Below are 17,773 nucleotides of genomic sequence, written 5' to 3'. Positions count from 1 at the left end.
TATCTACCAAAATTCTCTGGCTAAGGTTGGAAGATGATGCGCAGCAAAGTGACAGGTGCCCAACGCTGGGTCGTAAAGATTGGCAGTGCCTTGCTGACTGCGGATGGCAAGGGGCTGGATCGTGCGGCGATGGGTGTTTGGGTCGAGCAGATGGTGGCGCTGCATGAGGCGGGCGTTGAATTGGTTCTGGTTTCCTCCGGGGCTGTGGCTGCTGGTATGAGCCGTCTGGGCTGGACTTCGCGACCCAGTGCCATGCATGAGCTGCAAGCTGCCGCTGCAATTGGTCAGATGGGCCTGGTTCAGGCGTGGGAATCCAGCTTTGCCGAGCATGGCCGCCACACGGCGCAGATTCTGCTCACCCATGACGACCTGTCCGATCGCAAGCGCTACCTGAATGCTCGCAGTACGCTGCGTACCCTGGTTGATCTGGGTGTTGTGCCGGTTATCAATGAAAACGACACCGTTGTGACCGACGAGATCCGTTTTGGTGATAACGATACCCTGGCGGCGTTGGTGGCCAATCTGGTCGAGGCTGACTTGCTGGTGATCCTTACGGATCGCGACGGTATGTTCGATGCCGATCCGCGCAACAATCCTGAAGCTCAATTGATCTACGAAGCGCGTGCTGACGATCCTGCGCTGGATGCTGTTGCGGGCGGCACGGGTGGTGCGCTGGGTCGTGGCGGTATGCAGACCAAGTTGCGTGCTGCGCGGCTGGCAGCCCGTTCGGGGGCTCACACGGTGATTGTCGGTGGGCGCATCGAGCGCGTACTGGCGCGTCTTAAAGCGGGCGAGCGTCTGGGTACGCTGTTGTCTCCCGAGCGTGAAATGCTCGCGGCTCGCAAGCAGTGGCTGGCTGGGCACTTGCAGACTCGCGGCACGCTGGTTCTGGATGAGGGCGCTGTGGCTGCGCTGAGCAAGGATCACAAAAGCCTGCTGCCTGTTGGGGTCAAACTGGTCCAGGGCAGCTTCCGTCGAGGCGAGATGGTGGTGTGTGTCGCGCCTGATGGTCGGGAAGTGGCTCGTGGCCTGAGTAACTACAGTGCGCTTGAGGCGCAGAAAATTATTGGTCGGTCTTCGGATGCGATCGTGCGTGTGCTTGGCTACATGGCTGAGCCTGAGCTGGTTCATCGGGATAATCTGATTCTGGTTTGAATCCCATCGTTGCTCTGGCGAAGCGGGATCCCGGTAGGAGCGAACTTGTTCGCGAGCAGTTGTATGCGTTGTGGCGAAAGCCGTCTCGCGAACAAGTTCGCTCCTACCGGGTATCGCATGTCAACGGTGGGTAGCGCTGGACTGATATCTACAAGATAAGGAGCACGTAATGCGCGTAATGAAGGGATTGCTCGGGGCTTTGCTGGTGCTGCCGATGCTGGCTTCTGCAGAAGAGATTGGTCAGGTGTCGACGGTGTTCAAGCTTGTCGGCCCGAATGATCGCATTGTGGTTGAGGCTTTTGATGATCCCAAGGTCGATGGCGTGACCTGCTATCTGTCGCGCGCCAAGACCGGGGGTGTGAAGGGTGGTCTTGGTCTGGCTGAAGATCGTGCCGAAGCGTCCATCGCCTGCCGTCAGGTCGGTCCCATTCATTTCAAAGGTGAATTGAAGGATGGGGATGAAGTGTTCAAAGAGCGTACTTCGCTGGTGTTCAAAACCATGCAGGTTGTGCGCTTCTTCGATAAAAAGCGTAATGCGCTGGTTTACCTGGTGTATAGCGACCGGATTATCGAAGGAAGTCCGCAGAATGCGGTGACAGCGATTCCGATTCTGCCGTGGTCGCCTGCTCCCGCGCCGTAAGATTTCCCGGTAGGAGCGAACTTGTTCGCGAGGCGTCATACCTGATGCGCCGCCCTCGCGAACAAGTTCGCTCCTACCGGGTTACTGTAATTCATCAAATTGCAGGCAACAAAAAACCGACCCTTGGGTCGGTTTTTTTACGGCTTAAGCTTATCGCTTAGGCTGCAGCAGCAACGCTCAGGTCTTTGATGTGACCGTTCAGGCGGCTTTTATGACGAGCAGCTTTGTTCTTGTGGATGATGCCTTTATCGGCCATACGGTCGATAACTGGCACGGCCAGAACATAAGCAGCTTGTGCTTTTTCAGCGTCTTTTGCGTCGATGGCTTTAACTACATTCTTGATGTAGGTACGAACCATGGAACGCAGGCTGGCGTTGTGGCTGCGACGCTTCTCAGCCTGTTTTGCACGTTTTTTGGCGGAAGGTGTGTTGGCCACCGTCGAGCTCCTCGAAAGACTTTTTAGGGAATAGCTTACAAAATAGGCCGCGAATCATGCCGATGACTGGATTGATTGTCAAGGGGTGGTGATCGGTTCCGCCGAGTGGTCGCGATGTTCAACCGGGATATTTATTTCCGGTGCACGACCTGTAAACTCGCCGGCTTTGCCTCTGTGCTTTTGCGGCGCGGAGTATCGCATAAATGGACAGGTTTATCGCCTGGTCCTTTAGCCAAGGCGCTAAATTCTTCAATGAACCTACTCAAATCGTTGGCTGCCGTCAGCTCTATCACCATGCTTTCCCGGGTGTTGGGCTTTGTTCGAGACACTATTATTGCGCGCACATTTGGCGCGGGAATGGCGACGGATGCGTTCTTTATTGCCTTTAAATTGCCCAATCTTCTGCGTCGGATTTTCGCTGAAGGCGCATTCTCTCAGGCCTTTGTGCCTATCCTGGCAGAATATAAAAGCCAACAAGGCGAGGAGGCGACACGCACCTTTGTTGCTTACGTCACAGGGCTCCTGACACTGGTTCTGGCGCTGGTCACTCTGCTCGGGGTAATCGCTGCGCCTTGGGTGATCTGGGCCACTGCGCCGGGCTTTGTCGATACTCCGGAAAAATTCGCGCTGACGTCTGATCTGCTGCGCGTGACCTTTCCTTATATATTGCTGATTTCCCTGTCGTCGCTGGCAGGTGCGATTCTCAATACCTGGAACCGCTTTTCGGTCCCGGCGTTTGTGCCAACGCTACTGAACGTCAGCATGATTTTCTTCGCTCTGTTCCTCACGCCTTATTTTGACCCGCCTGTAATGGCGCTGGGTTGGGCGGTTCTGGTCGGCGGCCTGTTGCAGTTGCTTTATCAACTGCCGCATCTGAAAAAGATTGGCATGCTGGTACTGCCGCGTCTGAATCTGCATGACACGGGCGTGTGGCGGGTAATGAAGCAGATGCTGCCTGCCATCCTTGGCGTCTCGGTCAGTCAGATTTCTCTGATTATCAATACGATATTTGCCTCGTTCCTTGTGGCTGGTTCAGTGTCCTGGATGTACTACGCCGACCGTTTGATGGAGTTACCGTCCGGTGTGCTGGGTGTGGCGCTGGGCACGATTCTGCTGCCGATCCTGTCGAAAACCTATGCCAGCAAGGACCGTCAGGAATATTCGCGGATTCTCGACTGGGGCCTGCGTCTGTGTTTTGTGCTGGTGCTGCCATGCACGCTTGCACTGGGGATTCTGGCTGAACCGTTAACCGTTTCCCTGTTTCAATACGGTAAATTCGACGCTGTTGATGCCGCCATGACCCAGCGAGCGCTGATCGCTTACTCGGTGGGTTTACTGGGCATCATCGTGATTAAAGTGCTCGCGCCGGGCTTTTACGCTCAACAAAATATTCGCACCCCGGTGAAAATCGCGATTTTCACCCTTATTGTGACCCAACTGCTTAACCTGGTTTTTATCGTACCGCTGCAGCATGCCGGGCTGGCCCTGGCGATCAGTGTTGGCGCTTGCATCAACGCGCTGCTGTTGTTCTGGCAGTTGCGCAAGCAGGATCTGTTTCAGCCGCAGCCGGGGTGGACAAAGTTTCTCTTCAAGCTGTGTCTGGCGGTTGGGGTGATGGCTGGCGTGCTGCTCGGTCTGATGCATGTGATGCCGGCCTGGAGCGACGGGCAAATGCTTGAGCGCTTCATTCGTCTTGGCGGGCTGGTGGCGGCTGGGGTTGTGGCTTATTTCGCGACCCTGTTGCTGTTGGGTTTTCGCCTCAAGGATTTCGCCCGTAGCGCAGTGCTTTAAGCAATAGTTGTAACGGGTAGTCGTCGGTTTTTCCCGTCGTGGAGCGATGACTATTGTTTTGCCTTGGCGTGTTCCTGTCGTCCGGGGCTGTGTGTGGTTATAATCGGCCACTTTATGAGCAAGAAGTGCGTTATGCAGCTGGTTCGAGGCCTCCATAATCTGCGCCCCCAGCATCGGGGCTGCGTCGCCACCATTGGCAACTTTGACGGTGTTCACCGGGGCCACCAGGCTATCCTGGCTCGCTTGCGTGAACGTGCGGTCGAGTTGGGCGTGCCCAGCTGTGTGGTGATTTTCGAGCCGCAGCCGCGTGAGTTCTTTGCTCCGGCCACCGCTCCGGCCCGTCTCGCACGTTTGCGTGACAAGCTGGAGCTGCTGGAGGCCGAGGGCGTTGATCGGGTGTTGTGTCTGGCGTTCAATCAGCGCTTTAGTAAGCTCAGCGCGGCAGAATTTGTCGATACGATATTGATCGACGGGCTCGGCATACAACATCTTGAGGTCGGCGATGATTTCCGTTTCGGTTGCGACCGAATGGGCGACTTCGACTTCCTGCAACAAGCGGGCGATGCCCGTGGTTTTACGGTTGAGGCGGCGCAGACCGTCGAAATCGATGGCGTTCGCGTCAGCAGTACCAAGGTGCGTAATGCCCTGGCCGTGGCGGATTTCGCTCTGGCCGAGCGCATGCTCGGGCGACCGTTCCGGATTACCGGACGTATCCTGCACGGCCAGAAGCTGGCTCGGCAGTTGGGCACTCCCACCGCCAACGTGCAGCTCAAACGGCGTCGTGTGCCGCTGACCGGGGTTTATCTGGTCAGTGCAAGCATTGATGGCAAGACCTGGCCGGGCGTCGCCAATATTGGCGTGCGTCCGACCGTGGCAGGTGATGGCAGTGCCCACCTTGAAGTACATCTTCTGGATTTTGCCGGTGACCTTTACGACCGGCGTTTGACGGTGGCTTTCCACCATAAGCTGCGTGATGAGCAGCGTTTCGCCTCCCTGGAGGCGCTCAAGACGGCAATCAATGCGGACGTCGCCGCCGCCCGTGCCCATTGGCATGGCTAACCGCTAATCAAGAGCCTGAAATGACCGACTACAAAGCCACGCTAAACCTTCCGGACACCGCCTTCCCAATGAAGGCCGGCCTGCCCCAGCGCGAGCCGCAAACTCTGCAGCGCTGGGACAGCATTGGCCTGTACCAGAAGCTGCGCGAAATTGGCAAGGATCGTCCGAAGTTCGTTCTGCACGACGGTCCTCCTTACGCCAACGGCAATATTCACATCGGTCATGCCGTTAACAAGATTCTCAAGGACATGATCCTGCGCTCGAAAACGCTTTCGGGTTTCGACGCGCCTTATGTTCCGGGTTGGGACTGCCACGGTCTGCCGATCGAGCACAAGGTTGAAGTGACCCACGGCAAGAACCTGTCTGCGGACAAGACTCGCGAGCTTTGCCGCGCTTACGCTTCCGAGCAGATTGAAGGGCAGAAATCCGAGTTCATTCGCCTGGGTGTTCTGGGCGACTGGAGCAATCCTTACCTGACCATGAACTTCACCAACGAAGCCGGGGAAATCCGGGCGCTGGCGGAAATGGTCAAAGGTGGCTTCGTGTTCAAGGGCCTCAAGCCCGTGAACTGGTGTTTCGACTGTGGCTCGGCTCTGGCTGAAGCAGAAGTCGAATATCAGGACAAAAAGTCCTCGACCATCGACGTGGCTTTCCCGATCGCGGATGACGCGAAGCTGGCTCAGGCGTTCGGCCTGGATGCATTGAGCAAACCTGCCGCCATCGTGATCTGGACCACCACCCCGTGGACCATCCCGGCCAACCAGGCGCTGAACGTTCATCCCGAGTTCGAATACGCGCTGGTTGATGTTGGCGACAGGCTGCTGGTGCTGGCCGCTGAGCTGGTTGAAAGCTGCCTCACCCGTTACAAGCTGGAAGGCTCGGTTATCGCCACTGCGACCGGTGCTGCGCTGGAACTGATCAATTTCCGCCACCCGTTCTACGACCGCCTGTCGCCAGTCTATCTGGCTGACTACGTCGAGCTGGGCGCTGGCACGGGCGTCGTTCACTGCTCGCCTGCTTATGGCGTCGACGACTTCGTGATCAGCAAAAGTTATGGCCTGACCAACGATGACATCATCAGCCCCGTGCAAAGCAACGGTGTTTATGTGGATTCGCTGGAGTTCTTCGGTGGCCAGTTCATCTTCAAGGCGAACCAGGCGATCATCGACAAGCTGGCCGAAGTCGGCAGCCTGATGGATACCGAAACCATCACCCACAGCTACATGCACTGCTGGCGTCACAAGTCGCCGCTGATCTATCGCGCGACTGCGCAGTGGTTCGTGGGCATGGACAAACAGCCTGAATCCGGCGACACCCTGCGTGAGCGCGCAGTCAAGGCTATCGAAGACACTCAGTTCGTTCCGGCATGGGGTCAGGCACGCCTGCACTCGATGATCGCCAACCGTCCTGACTGGTGCATCTCGCGTCAGCGTAACTGGGGTGTGCCGATCCCGTTCTTCCTGCACAAGGAGAGCGGTGATCTGCACCCGCGCACAGTTGAGCTGATGGAAGAAGTCGCCCAACGCGTCGAGAAAGAAGGCATTGAAGCCTGGTTCAAACTGGACGCCGCCGAGCTGCTGGGTGACGAAGCGTCGAAGTACGACAAGATTTCCGACACGCTGGACGTCTGGTTCGACTCCGGGACGACGCATTGGCACGTACTGCGCGGTTCACACCCGATGGGGCATGAAACTGGCCCGCGTGCCGACCTGTATCTGGAAGGCTCGGATCAACACCGCGGCTGGTTCCATTCGTCGTTGCTGACCGGCTGCATGCTGGACGACCACGCGCCGTACCGCGAATTGCTGACCCATGGTTTTGTCGTCGACGAAAACGGTCGCAAGATGTCAAAGTCGCTGAACAACGTCGTGGCGCCGCAGAAGGTCAACGATTCGCTGGGCGCAGACATCATGCGTCTGTGGGTGTCGGCGACCGACTACTCTGGCGAAATGGCTGTTTCCGATCAGATCCTGCAACGCAGCGCTGATGCCTACCGTCGTATCCGCAACACTGCCCGCTTCCTGCTCTCTAACCTGAGCGGTTTCAATCCGGCTACCGATATCCTGCCGCCGGAAGAAATGCTGGCGCTGGATCGCTGGGCGGTAGACCGTGCCTTGCTGTTGCAGCGCGAGCTGGAAGAGCATTACGGCGAATACCGTTTCTGGAACGTGTACTCCAAGATCCACAACTTCTGCGTGCAGGAGTTGGGTGGGTTCTATCTGGACATCATCAAGGACCGTCAATACACCACGGCCGCGGACAGCACTGCACGTCGGTCCTGCCAGACCGCGCTGTTCCATATCTCCGAAGCGCTGGTGCGCTGGATCGCGCCGATCCTGGCATTCACGGCCGACGAGCTGTGGCAGTTCCTGCCGGGCGAGCGTAACGAATCGGTCATGCTTAACACCTGGTACCAGGGGCTGAGCGAAATGCCGGCTGACTTCGAACTGGACCGCGCCTATTGGGAGCGGATCATGGCGGTGAAGGTCGCGGTCAACAAAGAGATGGAAAACCTGCGTGCGGCCAAGGCGATTGGCGGCAACCTGCAGGCCGAAGTCACTCTGTATGCTGAGGACGCACTGGTCGCCGACCTGTCGAAACTCAGCAACGAGCTGCGCTTTGTACTGATCACCTCCACGGCCAGCGTCGCGCCGTTGCTCGATGCTCCAGCCGATGCAGTTGTGACCGAAGTGGCGGGTCTGAAGCTCAAGGTGGTCAAGTCCGGTCATGCGAAGTGCGCCCGTTGCTGGCATCACCGCGCTGACGTGGGTGTGAACCCTGAGCATCCTGAAATCTGCGGCCGTTGCGTAGACAATATCAGCGGTGCAGGCGAGGTTCGTCACTATGCCTAATACAGGTTATGGACGTTTGGCCTGGCTCTGGTTGAGCCTGTTGGTTCTGGTCCTGGATCAGGCCACCAAGTATTACTTCGAGCATCGCCTGGAGCTGTACGAGCAAATCGTGATCATCCCGGATTACTTCAGCTGGATGCTTGCTTACAACACCGGCGCGGCCTTCAGCTTTCTGGCCGACAGCTCAGGCTGGCAGCGCTGGCTGTTCGCGCTGATCGCTATCGTGGTCAGCGTGGTGCTGGTGGTCTGGCTCAAACGTCTGGGACGGGATGACACCTGGCTGGCCATTGCCCTGGCATTGATACTGGGCGGCGCGCTCGGCAACTTGTACGATCGTGTCGCTATCGGTCACGTCATCGATTTCATTTTTGTTCATTGGAAAGAGCACGGCTTCCCGGCATTCAATATCGCTGACAGCGCAATCACTGTTGGTGCGATCATGCTGGCGCTGGACATGTTCAAGAGCAAAAAAACCGGAGAAACCGTTAATGACTGAACAGTTATTGACCGAGCAACGCATCGGTCAGAACACGGAAGTCACTCTGCATTTTGCTTTGCGCCTGGAGAACGGCGAGACAGTCGACAGCACCTTTGACAAGGCCCCGGCCACGTTCAAGGTGGGTGATGGCAACCTGCTGCCTGGTTTTGAAGCGGCGCTGTTCGGCTTCAAGGCTGGAGACAAGCGCACCGTGCAGGTTCTGCCGGAAAATGCCTTTGGTCAGCCGAACCCGCAAAACGTCCAGATCATCCCGCGTTCGCAGTTCCAGGATATGGAGCTGTCGGAAGGTTTGCTGGTGATCTTCAATGATGCGGCCAATACTGAGCTGCCGGGCGTGGTTAAGGCATTCGATGACGCGCAAGTGACCATCGACTTCAACCACCCGCTGGCGGGCAAGACTCTGAGTTTCGAAGTGGAAATCTTCGAGGTCAAAGCGCTTTAATCAAGCTTGAACCTGAGCCCGGCTTTGGCCGGGCTGTTTCGCACGTAGACACGAGGCACCCCATGCAAATCAAACTCGCCAACCCCCGCGGCTTCTGCGCTGGAGTGGATCGTGCGATCGAAATCGTCAATCGCGCTCTGGAAGTGTTTGGCCCGCCGATCTATGTGCGCCATGAAGTAGTTCATAACAAATTCGTTGTCGAAGACCTGCGCGCTCGTGGCGCGATCTTCGTCGAAGAGCTGGATCAAGTCCCTGACGACGTGATCGTGATCTTCAGCGCCCATGGCGTTTCACAAGCCGTGCGTACTGAAGCGTCGGGTCGTGGTCTGAAAGTGTTCGATGCGACCTGTCCTCTGGTGACCAAGGTTCACATCGAAGTGGCGCGTTACAGCCGTGACGGCCGCGAATGCATCCTGATCGGCCATCATGGTCACCCTGAAGTTGAAGGCACCATGGGCCAGTACGACGCCAGTAATGGCGGCGCGATCTACTTGGTCGAGGATGAGAATGACGTCGCCAAATTGCAGGTGCGCAATCCGGAATCCCTGGCGTTCGTAACTCAGACGACCTTGTCCATGGACGATACCAGCCGCGTTATCGATGCCTTGCGCACACGTTTCCCGGCGATTGGTGGGCCGCGCAAAGACGACATCTGCTACGCCACGCAAAACCGTCAGGATGCGGTCAAGCAACTGGCTGATGAGTGTGACGTTGTCCTGGTGGTCGGCAGTCCGAACAGTTCCAACTCCAATCGTCTGCGCGAGCTGGCGGAGCGCATGGCAACCCCGGCTTACCTGATCGACGGAGCCGAAGACATGCAGCGCGGCTGGTTCGATGGCGTTCAGCGGATCGGCATTACCGCAGGAGCCTCGGCGCCGGAAGTGCTGGTGCGTGGCGTGATCCAGCAACTGCACGCCTGGGGCGCGACCGGCGCTGACGAGCTGGCTGGCCGCGAAGAGAACGTGACCTTCTCGATGCCCAAGGAGTTGCGGGTCAAGTCGTTGTTGTAACGCGGCGAATGACGGACCTGTAGGAGCGCACGAGCACCGCGAGGCCGCGATAGCGGTGTATCAGACAGACCGCCATCGCTGCCTCGCGGTGCTCGTGAGCTCCTACAGAAAATGCGTTGCGGGCAGGGGGCTGCAAGGCCAGCGTGAAGCGGCAACCTCCCGATTCAGATGACTTAACCACAAAGCTCTTCTGGCTTCGTTTCGCTCTCAATTTGTACCCTGCCGGTTCTGGCCATCACCACCGCGTGGTGGCTTACGGCTTCTTTCGCATCGCAGATGAACAATCTTCCTGCAACAAAGCCATTGCCTGCTGGAACACCCAGCGCGTTAAATCGAATTTGCCTGACGAAATGAATATTTCCAAAAATCGGCACTTTCCCGCTTCGAGCGCGCTCCGTCAGCACCAGATCATCTTCACTGCCTTTCGGGTCCACAACGATCTGCCAACCCTTGCTCCAATCCTCATCAATCGCTCGAATCACCACCAGCTGACTTCGTAAAATCGCTTCCGTACGTGCTGTGCGTATCCCGCTGGCCAGTTGTTGCGCGGCATCAATGCGGCGCTGGCTCATCAGGAATTCACTGAAAGCCGGAGCGGTGAGGGTGATAACTATTCCGATGACCAGCATCGTCACTGCCAGCTCAATGATCGTGAAGCCTGCCTGTTTCATACGTTTCCCTCCATGGAAATTCTCATTTGAATGCCATGCGGGCATTCGTCCCTGTCAAACTACCGTACATCCTTGTTTACAGTTTCAGCCGGGGATGCTGTCCTATAGTCGTAACGTCTAGGAGACACTCAATGACCCAGCGATCCAAGGGGTTCACCCTCGTCGAATTGTTAATCACTGTGTCGTTGGTCGGGATACTCGCGGTTATCGCCATTCCCAGTTTCAATAGCTCGATACAGAGTTCAAAGGCTGATACCGAAGTCAGTGATTTGCAGCGAGCGCTCAACTTTGCCCGGCTTGAGGCGATAAACCGTGGTGTAAGCATTCAGGTGCGACCCGATGTCGACGGCGCTGGGTGGAATACCGCGCTCAAGGTGGTGCCGTCATCCAATGTAACGAGTGCCGCTGCTTTGCGGGTCACCGCGCCGATGAGCAGCGGCGCTGCGCTCGCGGTCCCCAATGTCAACCTGATCGAGTTCAATAACCTCGGCGGCCTTTCGGCCCCGGCCACGGCGGTTGCAATGACTTACACACTAGGCACGACCATCACCAAGACTGTGTATGTATGCTTGAACGGTCGAATTGTTTCGAGTGGAAATTGTAATGGGTAAGGGAAGAAAGGGCAGCCAGATCGGCATGACGCTGATCGAGGTCTTGGTGTCTGTATTGATATTGGGCATCGGTCTCTTGGGCGCGGCGGCCATTCAGTTGAACGCCCTGAGGTACACCGACAGCTCGGCGATGACCAGCCAGGCCAGCTTCATTGCCTACGACATGATGGATCGTATTCGGGCTAATGTTGACGGTAATGCGGTGAATAATGGTTCTAACGTTCTGGCCAGCTATGCCTTGGCCTCACTGGCAGCGGCACCTGCGGGCAATATGAATAATGCGGTCTCCCAGGATCTGGCCGACTTTAGTACCAATATCACTAACTTCGCGGGAACAGCAGGCGCTAATAGCAAGATTGAGATTAACAAGCCCTTAGTAAAGATCACTATCACATGGGATGACACCCGTGCTGCAGCAGCAAGTGACAACTCGCTGGGCAAAACGCCAAGTGCGACCAATCCGCAACAATTTGAGTTGAGTTCGCAAATTGGTCTCAACAATACGGTGGCGCCATGAACACGGGCGTCCGAGGCTTTGGTCTGATTGAGATCATGGTTGCAATGGTCTTGGGCCTGATCGTGAGCATGGGGATCGTTCAGATATTCATTGCCTCCAAGGGCACGTATCAGTCACAGGACGCTGCGGCACGCATGCAGGAAGATGCGCGTTTTGCTCTCAGCAAGTTAGTGCAGGAAATCCGCATGACCGGAATGTATGGCTGTCTGGGTTTTGATACGCCTGCCGTCGCCCCAGCAATTGCAAAACCGACCGACCTTGATAATCCAATTATTTGGGATAACGCCACCAACACGTTAACTCTGATCACTGCGGACGTGGGCGTATCGGGCGGCGCGCCGACCTGGACTATTATTTCGAATTGCAGAACATTCGCCCGGCTCTATAGCGGCCAACGGGCAGCTGGGGTTGGAGAAATCAGATTCCCTATTCGTAAAATCACTTACATCCTGAGTGGAAGCGACCTGAAAGTGAAGGTCGGCAATGGTGGCGATTCAGCGCAACCGCTGCTAAGCAATGTAAGTAGATTCACCGTCGACTTTGGTATAGCCGGAGCGCCGATGTCCTACACCGGGGTTATCAATACACCCGCCTTGGCATCCAATATTCGCAGCGTGCGCTTGACGCTGACGTTATCTGATCCTACAGGCAAAGTTCGCAACCAAACCTACAACGTCGTTGCCGCTTTGCGTAACCGGTTCTGATGAGAGTTGCCATGAAGAAAAAATCGCGGGTTGTCTCAGCAGGATTTCCCACTCAGCAGAAAGGTATGGTGCTGCTTGTCAGCCTGGTCTTTTTGCTGTTGTTGACTTTAATCGGCGTATCGTCGATGCAGAACGCTACCCTGCAGGAAAAAATGGCGGGCAGCGTTTCGGTGCGTAATAAGTCCTTTCAGACCGCAGAAGCAATACTTCGAGTCGGCGAATCTGCCATTTTGACCCCGACGTTTAGCTTGGTGGCTTGCACGAGTGACACGACTTGCGCACCTCCAACTGATTCAACCACTGTCACACAAGTGGGCAATAGCTCTGCTGGGGTCCCTTGGGTCGCGGAAGCGGGTGGCTTCTATGTTATCCAGAACATTGGCACCACGTTTTCGCCAATGAATCAGCCACAAAATTGTGTAGTTGGGCGCTCAGTTACACTTTATCGCGTGACGGCGAGCGTTCTTCAAGGCGTATCTAGAACGGTATTGGAGAGCATTTATGCTATTTGCTAAGTTGCCGAGCCGTCTGCTGAAGTCTGTTTACGGTGCATTACTAGCGTTGTATCTGACCGCCCCCGCTTATGCGTTCACTCCCGCGCAGGTTCCACTGCTGAGTTCTTCCGCAGTGGCGCCGAACGTGATGCTGTTGGTTGATAACTCAGGAAGTATGTACAACATTATCTGGTCGTCGGCCTTTGATCCCCGGGTGAATCGTACGGACGTCAGTTATTTTTCAACTCAGTGCGTGGATGCCCTTGGGGTTATCGTTATATGTCCCTTCGAGACCACCATTTCCGGAGATGAGACGTTAACTCTGGGAGATATCAACAGTCGCGGCGTCATCCTCGGGATTTCGCTGAATTGCATACTAGGAGGAGTGCCAATTCGCCGCAGTGGCACTACCTATTGTCTGGATTTGCCGGATCCAGCAGGTAACGGGCGCACTCGTTACACAGCCAACTATTTGTCCTGGTTGATAGATTCCGTGCAGCCTACCAGGGTATCGGTCCTCGGCATTATTGGTCTGGTGACTGTGTATTACAAGGATTACACCAACGGCAGCATCCCCAACGACTACCGGATGAATGTGGCCAAAACCGTCGCAACCAATCTGGTGACCAATAACACATCGTTGCGGATCGGACTGGCGCAGTTCAATGAGCCCATCACGGGCGGCGACCTCGGCCCTGGAGGTCGCATTTCCAGGGTGATCACTGACCTCTCACCGGTAACAGCAACAGTTTATCAGCCGAATGGTGTTAGTCAGGCGCAAGCCAATACCAATATCACTAATCTGAAGAATGCTATTGCAGCGCTGACGCCGACCGCCAATACGCCACTGGCTGAAACCTACTATGAGATAACCCGCTATTTTCGCGGGATGACTTCGTATTACCCCAGCGCACAGACGACCTACACCAGCCCTGTTCAGTACCGGTGCCAGAAGAATTACGGAGTGGTTATTACCGATGGTTTGCCCACGTATGACCGTACATTTCCTGCGAATGATCCGGATGACGTTGCCGATAGCTCCCGATCTTTGCCCAATTGGGATTTGGTCGCCAACGACGGCCTGAGACCAGTAACCAGTCCTGGTACTGGGGGGGATGCGGAAGGGGATACGTTATATCTCGACGATCTCGCGAGGTTTGCTTACGACATTGATATGCGTAAAGCAGCAGATGGGTCCGATTTGGCAGGGAAAAGTTGGGACAACACTGGCTTTAACAAACAGAACTTGAGTACCTACACCATCGGCTTTACAACGTCATCGGATCAGATGCTGATTGATGCCGCCGATGACAGTCATGGTCGCGGCAAGTATTTCCAGACGGGTGACAGTGCGGGTTTGACTGCTGCATTGAATCTGGCTTTGAGCGACATCTATGCCAAGGCTGGATCAGGCGGCGGCGGTGCGACCAACTCGTCTACGCTGAGCAACGGTACGCGCTTTTATCAGACGCTGTACGACCCCAAAGATTGGCACGGCACGATTAAAGCGTTCAACCTTAACGCGACAACGGGTGCCTTGAGCACTACGGTGTGGAGCACGGATAGCCTCATTACCAGCTCATCTCCCGGCCCGTTTTTTGAATCCTGGAACACGGTGTCAGGAAGCAGAATTGCCCTCGACTACAACAATCTGACCGGTGCGCAAAAAACGGCATTCGACACCACCTTGCCTACCGGGGTCACTGGCGCGCAACTGGTGAACTGGAGCAAAGGTACCGCCAATGCAAGATTAAGGGCCCGGACGATTTTACTCGGCGACGTCATTAATTCGCCTTTGACCACCGCATTGCCGACCGACAAAACATCAGCAGATTTGGCGGGTAATACGAGCTACTCGGCGTACCTGACAACCAAAGCGTCAAATATGAATTACAATCTGCTGGTCAATGCAAACGACGGGTTCTTCAACGTCATCAACCCTGACACCGGCGTGCGTCGTTATGCGTATATGCCTTCTACCTCATTGGCTTCGCTAGCGACAATCGCCTCTGCAACGTACGGCTCTGGCTCCCACAAGTTCACTGTAGACGGTCAGATTTCAGTCTTTGACACGCAGGCAGGAACCTCGTGGCGTACCGTAGCGTTTGGTGGAACTGGCGCGGGCGGCAAGGCGTTTTTCGCGATCAAACTGTTTGAAGGCAGTGATAACTCAATCCAGGCACTCTGGGAGGTGAGGGCACCCGACACATCCTCACCAGCGAACCCTTTCAACAATCTCGGCTATGCCTATTCCAAGCCTGACGTAGCGCGTATGGCCGATGGCACAAGCATTGTGGTGTTAGGCAATGGATATGGCAGCTTTACCGGGGACGCTTCGTTGTTCGTCCTCAACGCCAATACCGGAGCCCTGATCAGAGAAATCCCTATACCAGCGTCGGCCAAATTGGCAGATAACGGTCTGTCCTCGGTCAAGCTTCGCGTCAATGCGCAAAATGTTGTACAGGCGGCTTACGCCGGGGATTTAAAAGGACGCCTGTGGAAATTCGACATGAGCAGCACATCTGCTAACGGTTGGGGCGTGGCGTTCAATAATAAGCCACTGTTCACTGCCATCGCACCTGACAGCACGCCGCAACCCATCATCGTGCAGCCACTGCTGTTGGATCATCCTACCAACGGCAAAATGGTTTATTTCGGTACTGGCAAGTTCAGTGAAACCTCTGACAAAACGACTAATAGCCAGCAAGCTTTTTACGCTGTCTGGGACGCCGATGGCGCTACCGGTGGATACGTGCAGGGTAATCTGCAGCCGCAAACGATTACTGGCACCATCACAGGAAATGGTGCGACCTACTACACCACGTCCAACAACGATGTGGACTGGACACTCAAAAAAGGCTGGTACATGACCTTGTCCACAACGGAGCCTTACATCGGGGAGCGGATCATTTACTCCGCACAAACCAGCCGTGGGCGGATCATCTTCACTACGGCAGCGGTGAACTCCAGTGACCCGTGTGAAAGTACCGGCACTGGGCGTTTGTTTGAGCTGGATGCTGCCAAGGGCGGCATGCTCAATTATCAGGTTCTTGATACTAATGGTGATGGAAATATTGATGCGAATGATATTCGTGTTAGCGGTATCCGTAACGGTACGGGCATCCCGAATCTGGTGGCAGTTGTGTCGAGTCCTACTGGCAAAGATGACACCAAGTATCTGGTTGACTCGAGTAGTAACCAAGGTATCAATTTGCAAGAGAAAGGCGGCTCTGTGAACCAACGCATCATGTGGCGGCAAATACAGTAAGGAATACGGTGTATGCGAAGCAGATCAACAGGCTTTACCTTGATCGAACTCATGATTGTCGTGGCAATTGTGGGTATTCTGGCGGCCATCGCTTATCCCAGTTATACGGAATATGTGAAGCGAACTCACAGGTCGGAAATTGCCAGCCTGTTGACTGAGCAGGTCCAGGCGCTGGAGCGGTATTACTCACGAGCCACCCCATCAGCCACTTATGTTGGAGCTACCGTCTCCGCGGGCAACAGTTACTACAACATCGATAAAACGCTGAATGTGAGCGATTTCAAGCTGTCAGCTACAGGCAAAGATATGATGGCTAATGATAAGTGTGGTGTGTTTACCATTACCAATACCGGTAAATTCGATAACGAAGGCGCCGCCAGCGGTGTCACTCGCAAAGACTGCTGGGGCCGCTGACCCCTAATCTTCTAACGAGTAAAAGATGTCCAAGCAGGTTGTGATTGTTGGCGGTGGTGTGATCGGTTTGTTGACCGCGTTCAACCTCGCATCCGAAGTTGATCAGGTCATCCTTCTGGACCGTGCCGGAGTAGGGCAAGAAGCGTCATGGGCGGGCGGCGGCATTGTTTCCCCGCTCTATCCCTGGCGCTACAGCACCGCAGTGACGGCGCTGGCGCACTGGTCGCAGGATTTCTATCCGCAGCTGGCCGAGTGCCTGTTTGCACAGACCGGGATCGATCCCGAAGTGCACACCACCGGTTTGTATTGGCTGGATCTGGATGACGAGCAACAGGCGCTGGAATGGGCTGCCCGAGAGGTGCGACCGCTCAGGGCTGTGGATATCTCGGCGGTTCACGACGCTGTGCCCGTGTTGGGCGAGGGTTATGAGCGTGCCATCTACATGGCCAACGTCGCCAACGTGCGCAATCCCAGGCTGGTCAAATCCCTGAAAGCGGCGCTATTGGCGTTACCCAACGTCACCCTTCACGAGCACTGTGCCGTGACGGGATTTGTCCGTAACGGTGAGCGGGTGGTGGGCGTGAGCACGTCGTCCGGAGATGTTTTGGGCGATCAGGTGGTTCTCACTGCAGGTGCCTGGAGCGGAGAGTTGCTCAAGACTCTTGGCCTTGAACTGCCGGTTGAGCCGGTCAAAGGCCAGATGATTCTGTACAAGTGCGCTGCGGATTTTCTACCGAGTATGGTGCTGGCCAAGGGGCGATATGCGATCCCTAGGCGTGACGGGCATATCCTGGTGGGCAGTACCCTGGAGCACGAGGGCTTCGACAAGACCCCAACCGATGTGGCGCTGGAAAGCCTCAAGGCTTCTGCGGTGGAGCTGCTTCCCGCGTTGGCTGATGCTCAAGTGGTGGGGCACTGGGCTGGCCTGCGTCCGGGCTCGCCTGAAGGCATTCCCTATATTGGTCCAGTGCAGGGCTTTGAAGGCCTATGGCTCAACTGTGGCCATTACCGTAACGGCCTGGTTTTGGCGCCCGCGTCTTGCCAGTTGCTGGCAGACCTGCTGATTGGGCGCGAGCCGGTGGTTGATCCGGCACCCTATGCGCCGAGCGGTAGGGTTGCGGGGCTGCTGTAGGAGTGAGCTTGGTCGCGAGGCGGCGTGTCAGGCACAACGCCTCGCTAAGACGCTCACTCCTGCATCAGAGGGCGCAAC

At 56.0% G+C, this 17,773-nt stretch carries 17 protein-coding genes; 15 read left to right on the top strand and 2 right to left on the bottom strand.

Going from position 1 to position 17,773, the window contains the following annotated elements; translation table 11 throughout:
- Positions 1–36 precede the first annotated feature (36 nt).
- Together proB and CKW31_RS15910 are read left to right on the top strand one after the other, a co-directional pair.
- Entirely contained in the window at positions 37–1,155 is a 1,119-nt protein-coding gene (gene proB, locus CKW31_RS15915) for a glutamate 5-kinase (protein WP_095096929.1), read from the top strand.
- Between the two features lie 169 nt (positions 1,156–1,324).
- Positions 1,325–1,795, top strand: coding sequence for a CreA family protein (locus CKW31_RS15910; RefSeq protein ID WP_095096769.1), 471 nt, complete (start codon positions 1,325–1,327; stop codon positions 1,793–1,795).
- A gap of 157 nt (positions 1,796–1,952) precedes the next feature.
- Here CKW31_RS15910 and rpsT read toward each other — a convergent pair whose 3' ends face one another.
- Positions 1,953–2,231: a 30S ribosomal protein S20 gene (gene rpsT, locus CKW31_RS15905; RefSeq protein ID WP_027899711.1), complete on the bottom strand. Its 279-nt coding sequence runs from the start codon at positions 2,229–2,231 to the stop codon at positions 1,953–1,955.
- 252 nt (positions 2,232–2,483) lie between these two features.
- Here rpsT and murJ point away from each other — a divergent pair, with 252 nt between their 5' ends.
- From murJ to ispH, 6 genes are all read left to right on the top strand, one after another.
- Positions 2,484–4,022, top strand: a complete 1,539-nt coding sequence (murJ, locus tag CKW31_RS15895; RefSeq protein WP_095096766.1) for a murein biosynthesis integral membrane protein MurJ — start codon at positions 2,484–2,486, stop codon at positions 4,020–4,022.
- A gap of 132 nt (positions 4,023–4,154) precedes the next feature.
- Positions 4,155–5,081 carry a bifunctional riboflavin kinase/FAD synthetase gene (ribF, locus tag CKW31_RS15890; RefSeq protein ID WP_027899713.1) on the top strand — a complete coding sequence of 309 codons (927 nt, stop codon included), beginning with the start codon at positions 4,155–4,157 and terminating at the stop codon, positions 5,079–5,081.
- Between the two features lie 20 nt (positions 5,082–5,101).
- Positions 5,102–7,933: an isoleucine--tRNA ligase gene (gene ileS / locus CKW31_RS15885; RefSeq protein ID WP_095096763.1), complete on the top strand. Its 2,832-nt coding sequence runs from the start codon at positions 5,102–5,104 to the stop codon at positions 7,931–7,933.
- Positions 7,926–8,429 carry a signal peptidase II gene (gene lspA, locus CKW31_RS15880; protein ID WP_095096760.1) on the top strand — a complete coding sequence of 168 codons (504 nt, stop codon included), beginning with the start codon at positions 7,926–7,928 and terminating at the stop codon, positions 8,427–8,429. The genes ileS and lspA overlap by 8 nt, the downstream gene beginning before the upstream one ends.
- A complete protein-coding gene (locus CKW31_RS15875) occupies positions 8,422–8,874 on the top strand; it encodes a peptidylprolyl isomerase (protein ID WP_027899716.1) in 453 nt (150 codons plus the stop codon). Before lspA ends, CKW31_RS15875 begins: the two co-directional genes overlap by 8 nt.
- Positions 8,875–8,936: 62 nt before the next feature.
- Entirely contained in the window at positions 8,937–9,884 is a 948-nt protein-coding gene (gene ispH / locus CKW31_RS15870) for a 4-hydroxy-3-methylbut-2-enyl diphosphate reductase (protein WP_095096757.1), read from the top strand.
- 173 nt (positions 9,885–10,057) lie between these two features.
- Here ispH and CKW31_RS15865 read toward each other — a convergent pair whose 3' ends face one another.
- Positions 10,058–10,555 (bottom strand): GspH/FimT family protein, encoded by a 498-nt coding sequence (locus tag CKW31_RS15865; protein WP_095096754.1) that lies wholly within the window; start codon positions 10,553–10,555, stop codon positions 10,058–10,060.
- A 131-nt stretch (positions 10,556–10,686) separates the two neighbouring features.
- Here CKW31_RS15865 and CKW31_RS15860 point away from each other — a divergent pair, with 131 nt between their 5' ends.
- From CKW31_RS15860 to thiO, 7 genes are read left to right on the top strand one after another with little or no spacing between them, the layout of a single operon-like run.
- A complete protein-coding gene (locus CKW31_RS15860; protein ID WP_095096751.1) occupies positions 10,687–11,166 on the top strand; it encodes a GspH/FimT family pseudopilin in 480 nt (159 codons plus the stop codon).
- Positions 11,159–11,683, top strand: a complete 525-nt coding sequence (pilV, locus tag CKW31_RS15855; RefSeq protein ID WP_256582637.1) for a type IV pilus modification protein PilV — start codon at positions 11,159–11,161, stop codon at positions 11,681–11,683. Before CKW31_RS15860 ends, pilV begins: the two co-directional genes overlap by 8 nt.
- The gene (locus CKW31_RS15850; RefSeq protein ID WP_095096748.1) at positions 11,680–12,387 is read left to right on the top strand and encodes a PilW family protein; all 708 of its coding nucleotides are present in this window, start codon (positions 11,680–11,682) and stop codon (positions 12,385–12,387) included. The genes pilV and CKW31_RS15850 overlap by 4 nt, the downstream gene beginning before the upstream one ends.
- Positions 12,388–12,398: 11 nt before the next feature.
- Positions 12,399–12,902 carry a PilX N-terminal domain-containing pilus assembly protein gene (locus tag CKW31_RS15845; RefSeq protein WP_246475243.1) on the top strand — a complete coding sequence of 168 codons (504 nt, stop codon included), beginning with the start codon at positions 12,399–12,401 and terminating at the stop codon, positions 12,900–12,902.
- Positions 12,889–16,149 carry a pilus assembly protein gene (locus CKW31_RS15840; RefSeq protein WP_095096745.1) on the top strand — a complete coding sequence of 1,087 codons (3,261 nt, stop codon included), beginning with the start codon at positions 12,889–12,891 and terminating at the stop codon, positions 16,147–16,149. Before CKW31_RS15845 ends, CKW31_RS15840 begins: the two co-directional genes overlap by 14 nt.
- Positions 16,150–16,161: 12 nt before the next feature.
- Positions 16,162–16,563 carry a type IV pilin protein gene (locus tag CKW31_RS15835; protein WP_027899724.1) on the top strand — a complete coding sequence of 134 codons (402 nt, stop codon included), beginning with the start codon at positions 16,162–16,164 and terminating at the stop codon, positions 16,561–16,563.
- Between the two features lie 25 nt (positions 16,564–16,588).
- Positions 16,589–17,695, top strand: coding sequence for a glycine oxidase ThiO (gene thiO / locus CKW31_RS15830; RefSeq protein WP_095096742.1), 1,107 nt, complete (start codon positions 16,589–16,591; stop codon positions 17,693–17,695).
- Positions 17,696–17,773 lie beyond the last annotated feature (78 nt).

Source organism: Pseudomonas sp. Irchel 3A5, from assembly GCF_900187575.1.
GTDB classification, from domain to species: Bacteria; Pseudomonadota; Gammaproteobacteria; order Pseudomonadales; family Pseudomonadaceae; genus Aquipseudomonas; species Aquipseudomonas folii.
This window is presented reverse-complemented; position numbering and strand designations above follow the sequence as displayed.